This window comes from Duganella alba (genome assembly GCF_009674495.1).
Lineage (GTDB): Bacteria > Pseudomonadota > Gammaproteobacteria > Burkholderiales > Burkholderiaceae_D > Rugamonas > Rugamonas alba.
This window is the reverse complement of the sequence record NZ_WKJN01000023.1, coordinates 1-18,653: the sequence shown is the minus strand read 5'-3', so window position 1 is coordinate 18,653 and position 18,653 is coordinate 1. Positions and strand designations below refer to the sequence as shown.

Annotated in this window: 20 protein-coding genes and 1 other RNA gene; 16 read left to right on the top strand and 5 right to left on the bottom strand. The window is 63.1% G+C overall.

The features are described 5' to 3' along the window. Positions 1-78 precede the first annotated feature (78 nt). Genes pilV through GJ695_RS20495 form a run of 8 tightly spaced genes read left to right on the top strand, consistent with a single transcriptional unit; the run spans position 79 to position 6,948 of the window. Positions 79-615: a type IV pilus modification protein PilV gene (gene pilV, locus GJ695_RS20530; RefSeq protein WP_166455293.1), complete on the top strand. Its 537-nt coding sequence runs from the start codon at positions 79-81 to the stop codon at positions 613-615. Next, positions 612-1,517 (top strand): PilW family protein, encoded by a 906-nt coding sequence (locus GJ695_RS20525; RefSeq protein ID WP_154368002.1) that lies wholly within the window; start codon positions 612-614, stop codon positions 1,515-1,517. The genes pilV and GJ695_RS20525 overlap by 4 nt, the downstream gene beginning before the upstream one ends. A gap of 3 nt (positions 1,518-1,520) precedes the next feature. Then, on the top strand, positions 1,521-2,105 hold the full coding sequence (locus GJ695_RS20520; protein WP_154368000.1) for a pilus assembly PilX family protein: 585 nt from the start codon (positions 1,521-1,523) through the stop codon (positions 2,103-2,105). Further along, positions 2,102-4,138, top strand: a complete 2,037-nt coding sequence (locus tag GJ695_RS20515; protein ID WP_154367998.1) for a pilus assembly protein — start codon at positions 2,102-2,104, stop codon at positions 4,136-4,138. The genes GJ695_RS20520 and GJ695_RS20515 overlap by 4 nt, the downstream gene beginning before the upstream one ends. Further along, a complete protein-coding gene (locus GJ695_RS20510; protein WP_154367996.1) occupies positions 4,135-4,581 on the top strand; it encodes a type IV pilin protein in 447 nt (148 codons plus the stop codon). Before GJ695_RS20515 ends, GJ695_RS20510 begins: the two co-directional genes overlap by 4 nt. Further along, positions 4,578-5,165: a GspH/FimT family pseudopilin gene (locus GJ695_RS20505; protein WP_154367994.1), complete on the top strand. Its 588-nt coding sequence runs from the start codon at positions 4,578-4,580 to the stop codon at positions 5,163-5,165. The genes GJ695_RS20510 and GJ695_RS20505 overlap by 4 nt, the downstream gene beginning before the upstream one ends. A 44-nt stretch (positions 5,166-5,209) precedes the next feature. Further along, positions 5,210-6,304 carry a bifunctional diaminohydroxyphosphoribosylaminopyrimidine deaminase/5-amino-6-(5-phosphoribosylamino)uracil reductase RibD gene (ribD, locus tag GJ695_RS20500; RefSeq protein ID WP_166455294.1) on the top strand — a complete coding sequence of 365 codons (1,095 nt, stop codon included), beginning with the start codon at positions 5,210-5,212 and terminating at the stop codon, positions 6,302-6,304. Positions 6,305-6,312: 8 nt separating this feature from the next. Further along, positions 6,313-6,948, top strand: coding sequence for a riboflavin synthase (locus GJ695_RS20495; RefSeq protein ID WP_154367993.1), 636 nt, complete (start codon positions 6,313-6,315; stop codon positions 6,946-6,948). Here the strand turns inward: GJ695_RS20495 and GJ695_RS20490 are convergent, their stop codons facing one another. Together GJ695_RS20490 and GJ695_RS20485 are read right to left on the bottom strand one after the other, a co-directional pair. Next, a complete protein-coding gene (locus GJ695_RS20490) occupies positions 6,949-8,442 on the bottom strand; it encodes a mannitol dehydrogenase family protein (protein ID WP_229260600.1) in 1,494 nt (497 codons plus the stop codon). It abuts the gene before it with no gap. After that, complete coding sequence (locus tag GJ695_RS20485) at positions 8,439-8,696, bottom strand: SemiSWEET transporter (protein WP_154360655.1); 258 nt, start codon at positions 8,694-8,696, stop codon at positions 8,439-8,441. The genes GJ695_RS20490 and GJ695_RS20485 overlap by 4 nt, the downstream gene beginning before the upstream one ends. 92 nt (positions 8,697-8,788) lie before the next feature. On the opposite strand from GJ695_RS20485, the gene GJ695_RS20480 reads away from it, so the two are divergent. Then, entirely contained in the window at positions 8,789-9,943 is a 1,155-nt protein-coding gene (locus tag GJ695_RS20480) for an ROK family transcriptional regulator (RefSeq protein ID WP_154367988.1), read from the top strand. Here the strand turns inward: GJ695_RS20480 and GJ695_RS20475 are convergent. Next, the gene (locus GJ695_RS20475; RefSeq protein ID WP_154367986.1) at positions 9,918-10,301 is read right to left on the bottom strand and encodes a c-type cytochrome; all 384 of its coding nucleotides are present in this window, start codon (positions 10,299-10,301) and stop codon (positions 9,918-9,920) included. The two genes, GJ695_RS20480 and GJ695_RS20475, sit on opposite strands and share 26 nt — an antisense overlap. Positions 10,302-10,543: 242 nt before the next feature. On the opposite strand from GJ695_RS20475, the gene ribBA reads away from it, so the two are divergent. The 4 genes from ribBA to GJ695_RS20455 all read left to right on the top strand — a co-directional run bounded on the left by ribBA (position 10,544) and on the right by GJ695_RS20455 (position 13,457). Beyond that, positions 10,544-11,653, top strand: a complete 1,110-nt coding sequence (gene ribBA / locus GJ695_RS20470; RefSeq protein WP_154367985.1) for a bifunctional 3,4-dihydroxy-2-butanone-4-phosphate synthase/GTP cyclohydrolase II — start codon at positions 10,544-10,546, stop codon at positions 11,651-11,653. 27 nt (positions 11,654-11,680) lie between these two features. After that, positions 11,681-12,169, top strand: coding sequence for a 6,7-dimethyl-8-ribityllumazine synthase (gene ribH / locus GJ695_RS20465; RefSeq protein ID WP_154367982.1), 489 nt, complete (start codon positions 11,681-11,683; stop codon positions 12,167-12,169). 23 nt (positions 12,170-12,192) lie between these two features. After that, positions 12,193-12,663: a transcription antitermination factor NusB gene (gene nusB / locus GJ695_RS20460; RefSeq protein WP_154367980.1), complete on the top strand. Its 471-nt coding sequence runs from the start codon at positions 12,193-12,195 to the stop codon at positions 12,661-12,663. A gap of 236 nt (positions 12,664-12,899) precedes the next feature. Then, the gene (locus tag GJ695_RS20455) at positions 12,900-13,457 is read left to right on the top strand and encodes a hypothetical protein (protein WP_154367978.1); all 558 of its coding nucleotides are present in this window, start codon (positions 12,900-12,902) and stop codon (positions 13,455-13,457) included. Positions 13,458-13,534: 77 nt separating this feature from the next. Here the strand turns inward: GJ695_RS20455 and GJ695_RS20450 are convergent, their stop codons facing one another. Next, complete coding sequence (locus GJ695_RS20450; RefSeq protein ID WP_229260601.1) at positions 13,535-14,386, bottom strand: transglycosylase SLT domain-containing protein; 852 nt, start codon at positions 14,384-14,386, stop codon at positions 13,535-13,537. A gap of 528 nt (positions 14,387-14,914) precedes the next feature. Here GJ695_RS20450 and ubiD point away from each other — a divergent pair. Then, positions 14,915-16,399, top strand: coding sequence for a 4-hydroxy-3-polyprenylbenzoate decarboxylase (ubiD, locus tag GJ695_RS20445; RefSeq protein WP_154367975.1), 1,485 nt, complete (start codon positions 14,915-14,917; stop codon positions 16,397-16,399). Between the two features lie 15 nt (positions 16,400-16,414). Further along, an RNA gene (gene ffs / locus GJ695_RS20440) (signal recognition particle sRNA small type) lies at positions 16,415-16,513 on the top strand. A gap of 64 nt (positions 16,514-16,577) precedes the next feature. Here ffs and GJ695_RS20435 read toward each other — a convergent pair. Continuing rightward, on the bottom strand, positions 16,578-17,228 hold the full coding sequence (locus tag GJ695_RS20435) for a hypothetical protein (RefSeq protein ID WP_154367973.1): 651 nt from the start codon (positions 17,226-17,228) through the stop codon (positions 16,578-16,580). A 116-nt stretch (positions 17,229-17,344) separates the two neighbouring features. On the opposite strand from GJ695_RS20435, the gene dnaX reads away from it, so the two are divergent. Next, a partial coding sequence (dnaX, locus tag GJ695_RS20430) for a DNA polymerase III subunit gamma/tau (protein ID WP_154367971.1) occupies positions 17,345-18,653 on the top strand: 1,309 nt, incomplete at its 3' end.

The following is an 18,653-nucleotide window of genomic DNA, read 5'->3' as shown; positions in this document are numbered from 1 at the left end:
CGTTTGATACACCTCATATTCTCATCAATAAGCACTGCTAACTTCTGACGTAGTCTTTACGACTTGCGGAGGTGTGCCGTGCGCGCCCGTGGCTTTACGCTGCTGGAAATCCTGATCGCCGTGCTGGTGCTCGCGCTGGGCATCGTCGGCGGCGTGGCCTTGCAATTGGCGTCGCTGCGGGCGCGCCATCAGGCGGCGCTGGTGTCGCAGGCCACGCAGATGGCAAGCGCGCTGGCAGAGCGCATGCGCATCAATCCTTCGCAGGCCGATACCTATCTCACTCTTGATTACGACGCGTATGCCGAGCCGTCGCCTGTGGCGCCGGCGGTGCTATGCCATGCCGGCGCCTGCGCGGCGGCGCAGCTGGCGCTGTCCGATTTGTACGAGGCCAAGCAGCAGGTGCGATTGCAGCTGCCGGCCGGGCGCGTGGTGATCTGCCGCGATGCGGGGCTGTGGAGCGGCGGCAAACTGCGCTGGGTTTGCGATGGCGGCTCGGCCGCGCCGGTGGTGATCAAGGTAGGCTGGCGCGGCAAGAATCCGGACGGTACGCCGTTGAAGGATGTCGCCGGCGACTACGTGCCGGGCGTGGCGCTGGCGGTGGGAGTGTCGCCATGAAGCGCGTCGCTGACGGCTGGGGCGTGATCGAATTCCTGGTGGCGATTGCGCTCGGCTTGCTGGTGACGTTGCTGGCCAGCGGGCTGCTGGTGGCGTCCGGCAGCAATTACCGCAATCACAGCGACAATATGTGGCTTGGCGATGGCGGGCGCTATGCCTTGCAGGTGATGGCGCAGTCGATACGCCAGAGCGCTTACATCAACTGGGACCAGGACGTGGCGCCGCCGGAACTGGACCCGAATGCGCCGGCGTCGGTTGCCGGACTCGATGCGGCAACCATTACGCGCAGCAGCGATGGCATCAGCGCGCCTTTGCCAGCGGTGGCGAACGGCAGCGATGTGCTGGCGCTGCGTTTCACCGGTTCCGGTGATGGCGCTACCGGCGATGGTTCCAGCGTCAACTGCGCCGGCTTTGGCGTGGCCGCAGAAACGCGCGGCTGGAATATTTTCTATGTCGGCGCCGACGCCGGCGGCGAGCCGGAGTTGCGCTGCAAGTACCGTAGCGCGTCCGGCTGGGGCGCGGATGCGGTGGTGCGCGGCGTCGATTCGTTCCAGGTGCTGTATGGCGTCGATACGGATACGCCGCTGGACGGCGTGCCGAATCTCTATCTGAACGCGACGGCCTTGCGGGCGCTGGATGATCCCTCCGCGGCGGACTTCAATCAAAAAACTTACTGGAAGCGCGTGTGCAGTATCCGGCTTGCACTGCTGCTGCATGGCGACGGCAACTCGCGCGCGGATACGGTCAATACCCGCTTCGATCTGTTTGACGCAGCGTACTCCGATGCGCATCCGGATGACATCGGCGTGCGCGTGGTGGAGGAGCATTTGCCGCCGTCACAGCGTCTGCGCGCGCGGCGGCAGTTCAACATGACCGTGGCATTGCGTAACCGGGATGGATGAATCATGCAGCGTCAGCGTGGGATCGCGTTGTTGGTCAGCCTGATGTTGCTGATCATGGTGATGCTCTTGAGCGTGTCGGCGGCGCTGCTATGCCTGCAAGGCGAGAAGGCCGCGCGCGGCGAGCGTGATCGGGATGTGGCGTTTCTGACGGCGGAGGATGCCTTGAAGGATGCGGAGCGGGACATTCAGAACAGCAGCGATCCTTCGCGGCGCGCGGCGTTTGAAGGCGCCGATGCGTTTGGCAAGGCATGCGGTACTGGCGGCGTGGGCTTGCGCGCGCGGGCGTCGGCCGGCGAGTCGGCGGTGTGGCAAGTGGTGGATTTGTCCGGCAAGGAGGATGGCGGTTCTTGCACGGTGACGCACGGTGCTTATACCGCCGCCGCGATGCCGACCGGCGAAGGCTTCCTGCCGTTCAAGAAGCCGCGCTATCTGATTGAGCGGATGGCATGTCATCAGCCGGGCGATGATGCGTCGGCCGGCGCGCCGCCGCAGTACTGTTATCGCGTTACCGCCATTGGCTTCGGCGCGAATCCGGAGATGGAGGTGGTGTTGCAAAGCGTCTTCAGCAAGCCGGAGGAGAAACCATGAAAGCGCTTCAGTTGATGTTGTTGCTGGCGGCGAGCGCGCAGGCGGCATCGCCGGTGCTGGATATCGATAGCTTGCCGGTGGCGGCTGCGTGCAAGCCGGGCAAGGCGCCAGCGGGGCAGGCGAATGGGCCGATGTTGCTGCGACCCACGTCGACGGCCGTTGCGCCGCTCACTATGCCGCCTGCTGTGCCGCCCGCCGTGCCGACGGCCACCGTAGGCGATCTGTACCAGTCAACGACGGATATCGGTGACTGGAGCGGGCATTTCTCGCGCTACGTGCTGGCGGCCGGTACGGCGGGCGCGGGTACGGTCTCCACTTTGGTCTGGGACGCTGGTGGAGTCCTCACCGGCAGCGCCGCACGCCCGCCGGAGCCGGCAGCGGAGCAGCGCAACATCTACACCGCCGTCGTCCAGCCGAGCGGCGCGCTGGCGATGGCGCCGTTTGCATGGCTCGCGTTGTCTGCCGCCCAGCAAGCGCTGCTTAATCTTGAGGACGGCGTCGGCGAGCAGCGGCTGGCCTACCTGCGCGGTGACCGCTCGCTGGAAGGCAAGCAATTTCGCAGCCGCAGCAGCGTGCTGGGCGACTCGGTGCACAGCACGCCCGTCTACGTCGGCGCCGTCGATCACCGCGAGGCTGTCTACCTTGGCGCCAACGATGGCATGCTGCATGCCTTTGACGCCATCAGCGGCGTCGAGCTATTTGCTTATGTGCCGGACGCCTTGATCCCCACATTGCATCACCTCTCCGATCCCGCCTATGTGCATCGCGCTTATGTTGACGGCCCGGCCAGTGTCGGCGAAGCACGGATCGGCGTCGACAAGAAGACCGTGCTGCTTTCCGCCATGGGCGGTGGCGCGCGCGGCCTGTTTGCGCTCGACGTGACCGATCCTGCGCACTTTGCGGGCGGTCTCGGCGTGCTGTGGGAATTCACCGGCCGCGACGATCCTTTGATGGGCAACGTCATCACCATGCCGCAGATCGCGCAAGTTCGTGTGTCGGCTGGCGCGGTGCGAAGCTTTGCCGTCGTCGCCAGCGGCATCAATGGCGACGGCGAGGGCAAAGGCGCGCTGTTCCTGCTGGCCCTCGACAAGCCGCGTGACGAAGGCTGGAAAATCAACAGCAACTACTACCGCATCGCGACGCCAGTTGCAGACGCAACGCTCGCCAACGCACTGAGCGCACCAGTACTGCTGAATGATCGCGATGGCGCTTTGCAATACGCGTATGCCGGCGACCTGCAAGGCAATCTCTGGCGCTTCGATTTCAGCGGCAGCGCGCCGTGGAGCGGGGCCGTCGGCAGTCCCTTGTTCGTCGCGAAGGATGCCAAGGGCCATCGCCAGCCAATCACGGAGCAGCCTTTGCTGGCTTATGCCAAGGTGCGCGGCTATGTCGTGCTGTTCGGCACGGGACGATTGATCGAAAAGGCGGATCGCAGCATTTCGGCGATCACGCAGTCCTACTACGGCATCATCGACAGCCTGCAAACGCCGCAAGAGGTCATCACCGGCAGAAGCCAGCTGACGCCGCGTTTCCTTGATGGCAGTGGCGCGCTGTTAAGCATCACGGGCGCGCCGATGGCGTCGGAAAGCAAGGGCTGGTACGTTGACTTCGTGCAGGGCACTGAGCGCAGCATCAACGCCGGCGTGTTGTCCGATGGCGCGGTCCTGTTCAACACCGTGCAGCCGGGCGCGGATGTGTGCAGCGCGACGCGCAGTCGCAGCTATGCGCTCAACGCGCTGACCGGACTGCCGGACAGCGACAGGTTCACCGCCATCCTGCCCACCAAGGATGCGATTGTCGGTCTGATGCTGCCTGACTACATACCAATGCCCTTGGTGCTGCCGCAATCCGCCACGCCTGGTCCGCGTGACGCGACCGGCCGCATCGTGCAGAGCAAAGACGCCGCGCTGGTGCAGGCTGGCGAAGCAGGGAAGATCACCACCATCGGCAGCGTGAAGGCGACGCGCCGCGCGGGCCGCCTGAGCTGGCGCGAAATCGCCAACTGGCGCGAATTGCACGAGGCCGCGAAATGAAGCGCGCCGGGTTCAGCTTGATCGAGTTGCTGGTGGTGCTGGTGATTCTCGCCGTGGTGATGTCGCAAGCCATGCCGGCTTATCAGAACCACGTGATCCGCACCCGGCGCGGCGAAGCACAATCAGCCTTGCTGAAGCTGATGATGCAGCAGGAGCGGTTTTACACGCAGAACAATACCTATGTCGCCTTTTCGTCCGCCAGCACGGAGCCGGAGGCCAAACACTTCCAATGGTGGAGTGGCGCCAGTCCGCAGCGCAGCGCGTATGAAATCGAAGGCAAGGCCTGCGATGGCGAAGAGATAAAGCAATGCGTGCAAATCATCGCCAAGCCCGGCACCGACCTGGTCGATCCGCACTTCCACGATGAAGATTGCGGCGCCCTGACGCTGACCAGCACCGGCCTGCGCCTCGCCAGTGGCCAGGCCACAGGATGTTGGCCATGAGGCGCCGCCCATCCAGCACCGGGCCGCAGTCGTCTGCCTGCGCGGCAGGCTGCCGCAGCGCAGGCATCACACTGATCGAGCTATTGACCATCCTGGCCATCGCCGGCGTGCTGCTCGGCGTCGCCGCGCCATCCTTCCATCAATCGCTGCAACGCATGCGCCTGCAAGCCGCCACCAACGACCTGCAGGCCGCCATCGACCTGACGCGTTCGCAAGCCATCGCGCGCGGCGGCAAAGTGCTGATGGCGCCGCTGGGCGACGAGTGGCAAAGCGGCTGGGCCGTTTTCCTCGATCACAACGGCAACCGCCGTCCCGATTCCGGCGAGCCGCTGCTGTACCGCCACGATCCGCTACGTTCCGACATCCACATCACCTCCAAATTCACCTCCGGCAATACGCCCGCCTACCTGGCCTACAACGCCGCCGGCCGCACCTGCAACGCCGCCAGCAGCCTGACCGCCCGCTGGGGCACCATCTCGCTCACCCAGGGCAACAACACCCGCAACCTCAAAATCAACATGCTCGGCCGCGTGCGCGTCTGCGATCCGGCAACCTCTGACGACTGCTCGGGAGCCGCCGATTGAACAAGCCTTTATAATGACGCGAAATCTATTTCGGCAGGGACAACGTGGATATCAGTAACGATCTTGAAGGCATGGCGCTGGCGCTGGAGTGGGCGGCCAAGGGGCTGTATTCGACCGCGCCGAATCCGCATATCGGTTGCGTGATCGTGCGTGACGGACAGGTCATCGGCGCCGGCGTCACGCAGCAGGCAGGCAGCGACCACGCTGAAATCCAGGCGTTGAAAGACGCCCAGGCGCGCGGCCATGATGTGCGCGGCGCCACCGCCTATGTCACGCTGGAGCCGTGCAACCACCATGGCCGCACGCCGCCGTGCTCGGATGCGCTGGTGCGCGCCGGTCTGGGCCGCGTGGTGGCGGCGATGGAAGATCCGAATCCGTTGGTCGCCGGACAAGGCCTGGCCAAGCTGGCCGCCAATGGCATCGAGACCAGCGTCGGCTTGCTGGCCGAGCAGGCTTATGAATTGAATATCGGCTTTTTCTCGCGCATGACGCGCGGCCTGCCGTGGGTGCGCATGAAAACCGCCGCCAGCCTGGACGGCATGACGGCGCTGCACAACGGTGTCAGCCAGTGGATCACCGGCCCGGAAGCGCGCGCCGACGGCCACCACTGGCGCGCCCGCGCGGATGCCATCCTGACCGGCATCGGCACCGTCAAGGCCGATAATCCGCAACTGAACGTGCGCGCCGTCGAGACGCCGCGCCAGCCGCGCCGCATCGTGGTCGACAGCAGGCTTGATATTGACCTTTCCGCCAAGATATTGGAGGGAGGCGGAACATGGATCGCCGCCGCCGTCGCTCATCCCGAGAAGGAAGCCGCGCTGGCCGCCGCCGGCCATGAGGTCATCATGTTGCCCAACGCCTCCGGCAAGGTTGACCTGCCGGAGCTGATGCGCGAGCTGGGCCGCCGTCAGATCAACGAATTGCACGTCGAAGCCGGCGGCAAGCTGAACGGCTCGCTGATCCGTGAAGGCTGTGTCGATGAGCTGCTGGTGTACCTGGCGCCGACGCTGATCGGTGACGCGCAAGGCATGTTTTCGCTGCCGGCGCTGACCGACCTGTCCGGCAAGAAGCATTTGAAATTTCACGAGGTTAAGCAGATCGGCGAAGATTTGCGTATCCTTGCCCGATTCACTCATTAGGAAAAGCTATGTTTACTGGTATCGTCGCCGCTGTCGGCAAAATTGAATCCGTCAAGCCGCTGGAAGGCGGTTCGTTCGCAGGCGTGCGCCTGGACATCAACGCCGGCGGCCTGCCGCTGGCCGACGTCGGCCTGGGCGACTCGATCGCCATCAACGGCGCCTGCATGACGGTGGTGGAGAAGGACGCCACCAACTTCCGCGTCGACGTCTCGCGCGAAAGCCTGAACAAGACCGTCGGCCTGGACACGACCACCGAAGTGAACCTGGAAAAAGCGCTGACGCTCAACGAGCGCCTCGGCGGCCACCTGGTGTCCGGCCACGTCGATGGCCTGGGCGTGGTGCGCAAGTTCGAACCGGTCGGCGAATCGTGGGAGCTGGTGGTGGAAGCGCCGCACGACCTGGCCAAGTTCCTGGCCTACAAAGGCTCGATCGTGGTCAACGGCGTGTCGCTGACCGTCAACCGTGTGACCGATATCGGCGCCGGCGCCGACCTGGTGTGCCAGTTCTCGATCAACCTGATTCCGCACACCATCGCCATGACCACCCTCAAGCATCTGACGGTGGGCGCCCAGGTCAATCTGGAGATCGACCTGATCGCCCGCTACGTCGAGCGCATGGTGTCGGTCGGCGCCGCAGGCAAGTAATTACTTCACCAGCGACTGCAAGGTCGCGCGCACGCCGCTGCGCGTGATCGCCATCCACACGCTGTTGTAGGTGGTGACCATGCGGGCGTGCTGCGTCAGCTTCAGCCCGCGGAAGGCGCTGATGTCGAGGATCGCCGACGGCGGTCCGTTGCGCACCAGCGACCAGTCCGCATTGCTCAGGCGCGGCTCGTTCACCTCGTAACGGTTGCCGCGCGCATCCAGTCCATTCAGATACAAACGGAAGCAGGCCAGCAGGAAGGCCACGCGGCGGCAGTTGAAGCCGCGGCTCAGCATCGCCTTGACGGTGGCCGTGTAGAACACCGGAATCTTGGCGGCGCCGTCGTGCGCCACGCGCGTCAGCTGGTCGGCGATGGCCGGATTGTTGAAGCGTTCCAGCACACTGTTCTTGTAGTCGTCCAGCACCACGCCTTCCGGCACGTCCAGCAACGGCATGGCGTCGTGTTCCATGAAGTTGTGCAGCAGCGTGTGCAGTTCTTCGTCAGCCATCGCTTCCGGCACTGTGCGGTAGCCCAGCAGCAGGCCGGGATAGGCCAGCATCATGTGCGAGGCGTTCAGCATGCGGCCTTTGATGGCTTCGTGCTGCGTCACATCGTCCAGCAATTCGACGCCAGCGGCGGCCAGATCGGGACGGCCGGCGCTGAAGCGGTCTTCGATCACCCATTGGGTGTAAGGCTCGGCCAGCGCCGGCAACTGGTCGTTAACGCCGCTGGCGCTGTTCAGCGCTTCCGCCTGTTCGGCCGGAATACCGGGCGCGATGCGGTCCACCATGCTGTTGGGGAAGGTGACCTCGGCGGCGATCCAGTCGGCCAGCTCGTCGTCCACGGCCTGCGCGTAGCTCAACACGGCCAGGCGCGCGGTGTCGCCGTTGTGGCGCAGGTTGTCGCAGGAGACCACGGTGTAGCCGCCCACGCCGCTGGCGCGCCGGCGGCGCAGCGATTCGACGATGTAGGCAAACGCGGTGCGTGGCGTGCCGCCGGCCAGTTCGGCGGCGACGTCGGGCGCGGTCAGGCGGAACTCGCCATTGGCTTCGTTGATGTTGTAGCCGCCTTCGGTAATCGTCAGCGTGACGATGCGGATGGCGGGATCGCTCAGGCGTTCCAGCACCGCTTCCGGATCGGCGGGCGCGTGCAGGTAGTCGATCATGGCGCCGATGACGCGCGCATTGGCGCTGCCGTCGGAACCGGTTTCGGTCACCGTGTACAAACCATCCTGCTCGGCAAAGGCGGCCGCTTTGGCCTGTGCCTGTTCGCTGTCGCCCAGGCCGATGCCGACGATGGCCCATTCTTCATGGCCCGGCATGTGCAGGCACTGGTCGATGTATGCGGCCTGATGCACGCGGTGGAAATTGCCGACGCCGATGTGGGCGATGCCGGCCTTGAGCTTGTTGCGGTCATAGCCGGGCAGGGCCAGTTCGGGATTATGGTGTTGCAGGGCGTCCAGCGTGGCGCTGGACAGCGGGGTCGTGTTCATCATCGGAACCTCCATTTCATCACCAGCACCGCGCATGCCAGCACGAGGGTGATGCCGTTATTGATGGCAATCGGCCAGGCCTGGATGCTGATGCCGTAGATCAGCCACAGCAGGACGCCGAAGCAAAAGACGCAGTACATGCCGGTCGACACGCCTTCCGCGGAGCGGCGGCGCCAGATGAGGACCACCTGCGGCACAAAGGCGAAGGTGGTGCAGAAAGCGGCAATCAAGCCGAGAAGGTTGGAATCAATTTGCATGGTTCTCCTTTCGTTTGCATTAATAAATCAACTTGATTTATCAATTAAGGCGGAATTATACTACATAAATAAACCATCTCCCATTTCTTGCCATGATCTCAACACTGCGCCGCCTCGGCGCCAATGAACGCCGCATGCTGCACGAGGTCCGCCGCCATGGCAGCATGGCCAAGGCGGATCTGGCGCGGGTGACGGAACTGAGCACGCAAACCGCGTCGGTCATCATCAACCGCTTGCTGGAAGAACAGCTGGTGCGCAAGCTGGAGGTGCAGCGCGGCCGGGTGGGGCAGCCGTCGCAGCCGATCGCGCTGAATCCGGACGGCGCCTACGCCATCGGTATCCAGATCGGGCGCCGCACCTTGAAGGTGGTGCTGGTCGATCTGCTGGGCGCGGTGCGCGAGCGCTGGGAGCTGGCCTATGCCAGTCCGGACGCCGACCAGGTGTTTGGTGCGATCGAGCAGCAGCTGGCGCGCCTGCTGTCGGCGCTCGGGCCGGAGGCCGCCGGCCGGTTGTGCGGCGTGGGCGTTTCGGCGCCGCGCAATTTCGGCGAGTGGGAAGAACTGTTGCGCATGCCGCCGGTCGACGCGGCGGAGTGGGGCGGCATGGATATCGGCCAGCGCGTGCAGGCGTTGACGACGCTGCCCGTCAGCGTGGCCAAGGACACCGCCGCCGCCTGCGTGGCGGAACTGATGGTTGGTAGCGGACGCGGCATTGCCAGCTACCTCTACATCTACGTCGATACGCTGGCCGGCGGCAGCCTGGTCATCAACGGCTGGCCGCATGCCGGCGTGCATGGCAATTCCGGTGCGGTCGGCTCGATGCCGATGCGTCCGGCATCCGGCGGCGGCATGCCGGATCAGTTGCTGAACGTGGCGTCGCTGGTGACGCTGGAGCAGCGCTACGCCGCCGCCGGTCTGGCGGAAGATGCCATGGCCGACGGCCGCGCCATGCAAACGCCGTGGCTGCCGCTGACGCAGGCGTGGCTGGCGCAAGCGGCCAACGCCATCGCCTACGCCATCTGCAGCGCGGCCTGCTTCATCGATCTGGACGGGGTGGTGGTGGACGGCCGTTGCGACCGCACGCTGCTGGCGGCCCTGCTGGACCTGGTAGATAGCGAGCTGGGCCGCTACAACTGGGCCGGCGCCGCGCGTCCGGCTTTATTGACCGGCGAAGTGGGCGACGACGCCAAGGTGATCGGCGCGGCCTACCTGTCGTTGCACGCTAGTTTTGCGCCGCTGCAGGGCTGAGGCTTTTCAGATAGGCGATCAGCGCGGCGCGCTCCTGCTTGCTGCGCACGCGGAAGTCCATGTTTTGGCCGGGCAGGAATTTTTCAGGATCGGTCAGCCAGCGGTCGAGCGAGGTTTCGTCCCAGACCAGGTCGGCCTTGCGCAGCGCGCGCGAGTAGTCGTAGCCCTTGACGCTGCCCGAGCGGCGGCCGAACACGCCGCGATGGTGCGGGCCGGTTTCGTCGGTGTCGAGCGCGTGGCACTCCGTGCAGCGTTTTTGCCAGACACGCTGGCCTTGCGCGATCTGCTGGGTGCTTTGCGCCTGCGCCGTTCCTGCCAGCAGGAGCGCCAGGCAGCATGGCAGTACATATGTGAACATGGTGAATCCCCGTTATCTGACTTGCGTTTTATTTCTTATACGCAAGGAAGTAGCAACTGGATTCAATCCGTTGCTGGCGCACATCTTAGCTGACTTCAATAAAATATTTGCAAGAAAACCAGTGCCCCGGCCGAAAAGTCCGTCATTTGGCGGATAAAAGCGGGCTTTTGCGGTAGGCCGGGCGTAAATCCTTTAAAATAGCGGGTTAAGAAATACTCTCGCATAGTCTTGAAGGATTAAAAATGTCAATTTCCAGCACCGAAGAAATCGTCGCCGAATTGCGCGCTGGCCGCATGGTGATCCTGGTCGATGAAGAAGACCGGGAAAACGAAGGTGACCTGGTGCTCGCGGCGGACTTCGTCACGCCGGAAGCCATCAATTTCATGGTCAAGTACGCGCGCGGCCTGGTGTGCCTGACGCTGACCGAAGAGCGCTGCAACCAGCTGGAACTGTCGATGATGTCGACCAAGAACGGCACCGCGTTCGGCACCAACTTCACCGTCTCGATCGAAGCGGCTGAAGGCGTGACCACCGGCATTTCCGCCGCCGACCGCGCCAAGACCATCCAGGTGGCCGTGGCCAAGGATGCGCAGCCATCGGACATCGTCCAGCCGGGCCACATCTTCCCGCTGAAGGCGCAAAAGGGCGGCGTGCTGATGCGCGCAGGCCATACCGAAGCCGGTTGCGACCTGACCGCCATGGCCGGCCTGACGCCGGCCTCGGTGATCTGCGAAATCATGAAGGACGACGGCACCATGGCGCGCCTGCCGGACCTGCTGGAATTCGCCAAGGAACACGGCCTGAAGATCGGCACCATCGCCGACCTGATCCACTACCGCAGCCGCAACGAATCGCTGGTGGAAAAAGTGGGCGAGCGTCCGCTGAAGACCGCGCAGGGCGAGTTCCGCATGATCGCCTACCGCGACAAGCCGAGCGGCTCGGCGCACCTGGCGCTGGTGCACGGCGAAATCGAGAAGGGCAAGGAAACCCTGGTGCGCGTGCACCAGCCGGTATCGATCCTGGACGTGCTGGAGTCGGAAGCCACCACCCACTCGTGGAACCTGTCGTCGTCGCTGGCCGCCGTCAAGGCTGCCGACAGCGGCGTGATCGTGCTGCTGAACTGCGAAGAGACCGCCGAGCAGTTCTTCTCGCAATTTGAAGCGCTGGGCAAGCCGGAAACGCGTCCGAAAGGCCGCGCCGCCAGCATGGACCTGCGCAGCTACGGTATCGGCGCGCAAATCCTGCGCGAAGTCGGCGTCTGCAAGATGCAGCTGCTGGCCAGCCCGCGCAAAATGCCGTCGATGACCGGCTTCGATCTCGAAGTGACCGGCTACGTCGCCAAACCGAACTAATTCAACCAACATATATAAGAGGCCATCATGACGGTAGGAAGCTACGAAACCAATCTGAACGGCGAAGATCTGCGCATTGGCGTGGTACAAGCGCGTTTTAACGAAGACATCTGCCACGGCCTGCTGTCGGCCTGCCTGGCCGAGCTGAAGCACCTGGGCGTGGCGGATGAAGACGTGCTGCACGTGACCGTGCCGGGCGCGCTGGAAGTGCCGCTGGTGCTGCAGAAGATGGCCGAGTCGCAGCAGTTCGACGCGCTGATCGCGCTGGGCGCCGTCATCCGTGGCGAAACCTACCACTTCGAGCTGGTGTCGAACGAGTCGGGCGCGGGCATCACCCGCATCGGCCTGGACTACGGCATCCCGATCGCCAACGCGATCCTGACCACCGAGAACGACGAGCAAGCCGAAGTGCGCATGGCCGTCAAAGGCGCCGACGCGGCGCGCGTGGCCGTTGAGATGGCCAATCTGACCATCGCCCTGGAAGAGCTGAACCAGGATCAAGGCGACGACGAGTAAGAATTAACACACGAAGGTAGAAAATGAACGAGAAGACTTTGCACGCCAACCCCAGCAAGAACCGCACGCCGCGTCATCGCGCCCGCGAGTTCGCGCTGCAAGGGTTGTACCAGTGGCTGCTGAACAATGAATCCGCCTCCACGGTGGTCAACCACATCCGCGGCGCGCACGGCTTCGACAAGGCCGACGCCGAGCACTTCACCGTGCTGCTGAATGGCGCCATCGGTTCGTCGGTCGAGCTGCGCGAGATGTTCGCGCCGCTGGTGGACCGTGGCATCAACGAGCTGTCGCCGATCGAGCACGCGGTGCTGTTGATCGGTGCTTACGAACTGAAGAACAATCTGGAAATTCCTTACCGCGTCGTCATCAACGAAGCGGTGGAGCTGACCAAGTCGTTTGGCGGTATCGATGGCCACAAGTACGTCAACGGCGTGCTGGACAAGCTGGCTGGCCAGTTGCGCCCGGAAGAAGTGGCTGCCGAGAAGAAGCGCTAAGCCGCGTTCGGTATTGTCAAAAGCCACCCACGGTAGCGTGCGGTGGCTTTTTTTATTTGTGGATTGACCGGGCAGGGGAGTGCCGCACAGAATTGCCTTTCAGGTAATTTTGGAGCGGCATCATCGAACTGCAACCTCCACGCTGGCGTCGGCGCGGCTGGCTGGCACTGATCGCCGGCGCGCACGTGCTGGCATTTCTGTGTTGGCGGCCGCCTGAGCGGCCCCTGGCGGCTCCTGTGACGCCGCACCAGGCCATCACCTACCTTCTTGCGCCACACAAGCGCTTACCGCCGCCGGCGCCGGTTGTGCGCTCCGTTGAGCGGCCGGCGCGCACGGTAGCGAAGGCCGTGCCGCCGGAACGGTCCCCGCAGCAGAGCGAGCCGAAACCGATCACGCTGCCGCCGCCGGAGTCTGCGCCGGTACAAGCCATCACCGCGCCGACCTTGCCGCCCGATCCCTTCGCTTTGCCGGTCAAGCCGGAGCCGGACCTCAAGCAGCGCGCCATCGCCGGCGCGGCGGCGGCCGACAAGCTGGCGCTGAAGGAATCCTGGACCCAGCGCGACCGCAAGCTGGTCAACGACGAAACCGCGCTGGCCACCGCCATCGGCAAGGCCTATCGCGGCGGCGGAATGCGCACGGTGGAAATGATCGCTGCCGATGGCAGTCGCATCACCAAGTTCATCATGCCGGGCGGCCGGGAAGTCTGCTATACCGCCGCCTCGAACAATTTTAGTGGTGGCCGAGATCCATTCCGCGACAACGGCCGCATCGTCGTCAGCAACTGCCCAAAATGAAAAAAAGCCATGTGTGCTGCAGCGCTCAAGATCGCTGCACGGCCACATGGCTTTTTATTTGCGGCGCAGAAAACGGATCAGAGACCGGCGATCTGCGTACCGCTCACCGATTTCTCGGCAACAGCGACTGGCGCTGCTGGTTTAGGCTGCGAAGCGACCATCACCGGAGTAATGGTAGGCACTTTCTTGCCAGCCGAAACCTGTTTCAGGCGATTGTACTCGGCCAGCACCTTCGAACCGTAGCCTTCATCGGTTTCAAAGGCAGCGGCGCCCACATAGCTCTTCAGGCCGGCTTCCACCGAACCGCCACGGGTCACATAATCTTTCAGGATCAGCGAACCGACGCGGATGTTGGCGACCGGATTCAGCGCGGCTTGCAGGCCGCCCATGTCCTGGAACTTCTCGTGGTGCACTTTCGACATCACCTGCATCAGGCCTTGCGCGCCCATCGGGCTTTCCGCGAACGGATTCAGGCCGGACTCGATCGACATCACCGCCAGGATCAGCAGCGGATCGAGCTTGATCTCACGTGCCGTCAGGTAGGCGGTGGACACCAGCATGTTGGCGGCGTCACCGGCAACGCGGTAACGCTTGGACAGCCAGGTGGTAACCCATTGCTGCTGCTTCTGCGTGCCCAACAAGGCCTTTTCTTCGGCCGTCAGCGGCGCTGCTGCTGCGGCTGCCGCGTTGGCGGCTGGCGCCTCCATCAGGGCCGACAGCGGCGGCGCGGTCACGACCGCCACTTCCGCTTCCGGCGTGCGGTTCAGGCTGTCGCTCAAGGCTTTGGCCAGATCCGGACGAACAAACATTACTGCCATTACTACTAAAGCGCTGACGCCAACGACGGTCAACGTATGCTGGGCGGTGGTCAACACACCCTTTGCCGAAATGCGCGTCGTGGAGAACCACGCGGCTGGCTGGCGAGCCATGAGACGGGCAAACAACATTGCACCGGTATTGCTATTAATCATAAAGTTCCCCTGAAATGTCCGTAAAAGCGGGTCCCTGCCAGCGTCAAAACGCAGCTCAACAGGTGCTAATGCCGTGCATCAGAAATATCTCGTTCGTCGCCGCTGTAGAAGAGCGCGCGAGAACGCCATCATTGCTTGCTTATTGCTGATCTCTCCCGCAGGAGTCAACCAGAATGCAATACAACTACTTTCGGGGAGGAAGGCAGACGCCTTTCGAAAACACTCCTTAAAATGTCATGTGGAGCCCCGACTCCGTGAATGAATGAGCGCGACTTTGTGTGGTCCGCATGAGGTCCGGAGACCTGCTCTCTTCAAGTAGGGTGGATTGTATGAGGCGTTTTATATCAAGTCAATACTAACGCGAACCGTCTTTATAACTTTTAAATCTAGAATTTTGCCTTGTGTTCGGTGGAAAACCAATAAAATCAACCACTTGACCTGTATTTTTAAACAGTACGCTTTAATGTAAGAAAATATTAAAAACCGATGAAATATTCCGATCTGCGAGATTTTATTTCTCAACTGCAAGGAATGGGTGAACTTAAACCCATTTTGACCCCAGTTTCGCCGCATTTAGAGATGACCGAGGTATCCGACCGCACGTTGCGGGCCGGCGGACCGGCATTGCTGTTCCAGAATCCGACCGGCCACAGCATGCCGGTGCTGACCAATTTGTTCGGCACGCCGCGCCGCGTGGCGCTCGGCATGGGCGCCAGCGATGTCAGCGAATTGCGCAAGATCGGCCACGTGCTGTCGCGCCTGAAAGAGCCGGAGCCGCCGAAGGATTTCAAGGACCTGCTGGGCCTCGGCTCGCTGGTGAAAGCCGTATGGGATATGGCGCCCAAGGAATTGCGCGGCGCGCCGTGCCAGGAAATCGTGTGGGAAGGCGCCGATGTCGATTTGTCGAAATTGCCGATTCAGCACTGCTGGCCGGGCGACGTGGCGCCTTTGATTACCTGGGGTCTGGTGATTACCAAGGGTCCTAATAAGAAGCGCCAGAATCTGGGCATCTACCGCCAGCAGGTGCTGGGTCCGAACAAGGTCATCATGCGCTGGCTGGCGCATCGCGGCGGCGCGCTGGACTTCCGCGAGCACGCCATACAGAGCAAGGGCAAACCGTATCCGGTGTGCGTCGCGCTGGGCGCCGATCCCGCTACTATATTAGGTGCGGTGACGCCGGTGCCGGACAGCCTGTCCGAATACCAGTTCGCCGGCCTGCTGCGCGGCAGCCGCACCGAGCTGGTCAAGGCCATCGGCAGCGAGCTGCGCGTGCCGGCATCGGCCGAGATTGTGCTGGAAGGCCATATCTATCCTGATGAGAATCATCCGAGCGGCTACGAGCATGCGCTGGAAGGGCCGTATGGCGACCACACGGGTTACTATAATGAGCAGGACTCGTTCCCGGTGTTCACCATCGACCGCATCACCATGCGCCGCGATCCGATCTATCACTCTACTTATACGGGCAAGCCGCCGGACGAGCCGGCCGTGCTGGGCCTGGCGCTGAACGAGGTCTTCATCCCGCTGCTGCAAAAGCAATTCAGCGAGATCACCGATTTCCATTTGCCGGCCGAAGGCTGCAGCTACCGCATGGCGGTGGTGCAGATCAAGAAGCAGTACGCCGGCCACGCCAAGCGCGTGATGTTCGGCGTGTGGAGCTTCCTGCGCCAGTTCATGTACACCAAGTTCATCGTGGTGGTGGATGAGGACGTGAACATCCGCGACTGGAACGAGGTGATCTGGGCCATCACGACCCGCGTCGATCCGACCCGCGACACCACGCTGGTGGACCACACGCCAATCGATTACCTGGACTTCGCCTCGCCGGTAAGCGGCCTGGGCAGCAAGATGGGCATCGACGCCACCAACAAGTGGCCGGGCGAAACCACGCGCGAGTGGGGTACGGTGATCACCATGTCGCCCGAGGTGAAAACACGGGTGGATCAAATTTGGCAGGAGTTGGGGCTGTAAGGTATAATGACTGCTGGCGGGCCCCTGCGCATTGTGGCATGGCCAACCTGGTCAGGTCGGGAACGAAGCAGCCACAGCTATTCACCATAAGTGCCGCAGATCAGGCTCGCCTCCTTATTCTAAAAAAGCCATGTGTGCTGAGACGCTCAAGATCGTCTCACGGCCACATGGCTTTTTTTTATTCATCGACCTGCGCTTCGATAGGCCGTTCCGATGCCACCATCAGCGGATTCTCTTTCAGCAAGGCCGCTTCCGGCTTCAGCTTGATCTGGTTGCCGGCGTCGGTGTTGTAGACCGTGCCGCCGACCTTCAGCTGCGCCGGGTGGCCGAACTTGAAAATCACCGCCTTGGCGCTGGGCGCGAACATGCTCAGCGCGCCGGCCATTTTCTTGATCGCCTGGTTCATCTGCGCCACGCTGCTCATCAGCGGCGTGTAATTCCATTGCAGGCCTTCCGGCAGCGGCGTGGTGGCCAGGTAGCTGACCGCCGACTTTTCGCCTTTCGGCAGGCTGGTCATGATCTTGGTGTCCTCGGTCATCCACTTGGCGTTGGGCACAAGCGCCAGGCGGTAGTCCGGCGACAGCGGCGGCAACGGCTGGCGCTCGCTGCCTTGCACCACGGTCAGCACCACGTCGGACGGCTTGTAGCTTTTGTTATTTGGCTTGATGGTGACGAAGAGGTTGATCTTGTCGCGCTCGGCGGCCGGAATGGCGTAGAACTTGTCGAAGCGCAGTTCTTCCACCAGTTTTTTGTACGGCACCCATTCGCGTTCGTCGGCGTGGGCGGTGAGGGACAGCAACAGGACGGGGAGCAGGGCAAGTTTTTTCATTTTTAGCATGTTAAAAGAAAAACAAATTGTAAGGCGGAATGGCAGACTTACCTAATCCACTCTCGACTTGTTACAATTGCCGCTTTGGCACCCGCTATCTACGGTAAAATCCCAGCATGTCCTATCAAGTCCTCGCCCGTAAATACCGCCCCCGGAACTTCGAAACGCTCGTCGGCCAGGAGCACGTGGTTCGCGCGCTGACGCATGCGTTGCATAGCGGCCGGCTGCACCACGCCTACCTGTTCACCGGCACGCGCGGCGTGGGTAAAACCACCTTGTCGCGGATTCTGGCCAAGTCGCTCAACTGCATCGGCCCGGATGGCAATGGCGGCATCACCGCCACGCCGTGCGGCGTGTGCGAGGCGTGTACGGCCATCGATGCCGGCCGCTTTGTCGACTATATCGAGATGGATGCGGCGTCCAACCGCGGCGTTGACGAGATGGCACAGTTGCTGGAACAGGCGGTATACGCGCCGAGCAATGCGCGCTTCAAGGTCTATATGATCGATGAGGTGCACATGCTGACCAACCACGCCTTCAACTCGATGCTGAAGACGCTGGAGGAACCGCCGGAGCACGTCAAATTCATTCTGGCGACCACCGATCCGCAGAAGATTCCGGTGACGGTGCTGTCGCGCTGCCTGCAATTCAATCTGAAGCAGATGCCGCCGGGCCATATCATTGGCCACCTGGAGAATATTCTGGGGCAGGAGGGCATCACCTTTGAACATCCGGCGCTGCGTTTGCTGGCCACCGGCGCCCACGGTTCGATGCGCGATGCGTTGTCGCTGACTGATCAGGCGATTGCCTACGCGGCCGGCGCGGTGACGCTGGATGCGGTGCAGGGCATGCTGGGTGCGCTGGACCAGTCGTATCTGATCCGCGTGCTCGATGCGCTGGCGGCGCAGGATGGCGCCGATCTGCTGGCCGTGGCCGATGAGATGGCGACGCGCAGCCTGTCGTACAACGGCGCGTTGCAGGATCTGGGCACCTTGCTGCACCGGATCGCGCTGGCGCAGACGGTGCCGGCCGCGCTGCCGGACGATTTGCCGGAGTATGCGGACATCGTGCGCCTGGCTGCCGCGTTTGACGCGGAAGAGGTGCAACTGTACTACCAGATCGCCGTGCACGGCCGCAATGAGCTGGGCCTGGCGCCGGATGAATATGCCGGTTTCTCGATGACCTTGCTACGGATGTTGGCCTTTCGCCCCGGCGTAGGCGGGGCAGAGGGACAACCGGCCGCCGCGCCAGCGGTGTCGCGCCAGGCGGCGATGGCTTCGGCCCGTGCCGCTGCCGGTGCGCCGCCAGCGCGCGCAGCGGCCAACGTGCAGGCCAATCACGCCAGCGTGGTGCCGCCATCAGTCATCGCCGGCGCGGCCGCCATGGCGCGCAACGATGCGTCGCCTGTCGCAGCGCCGTCGCCGG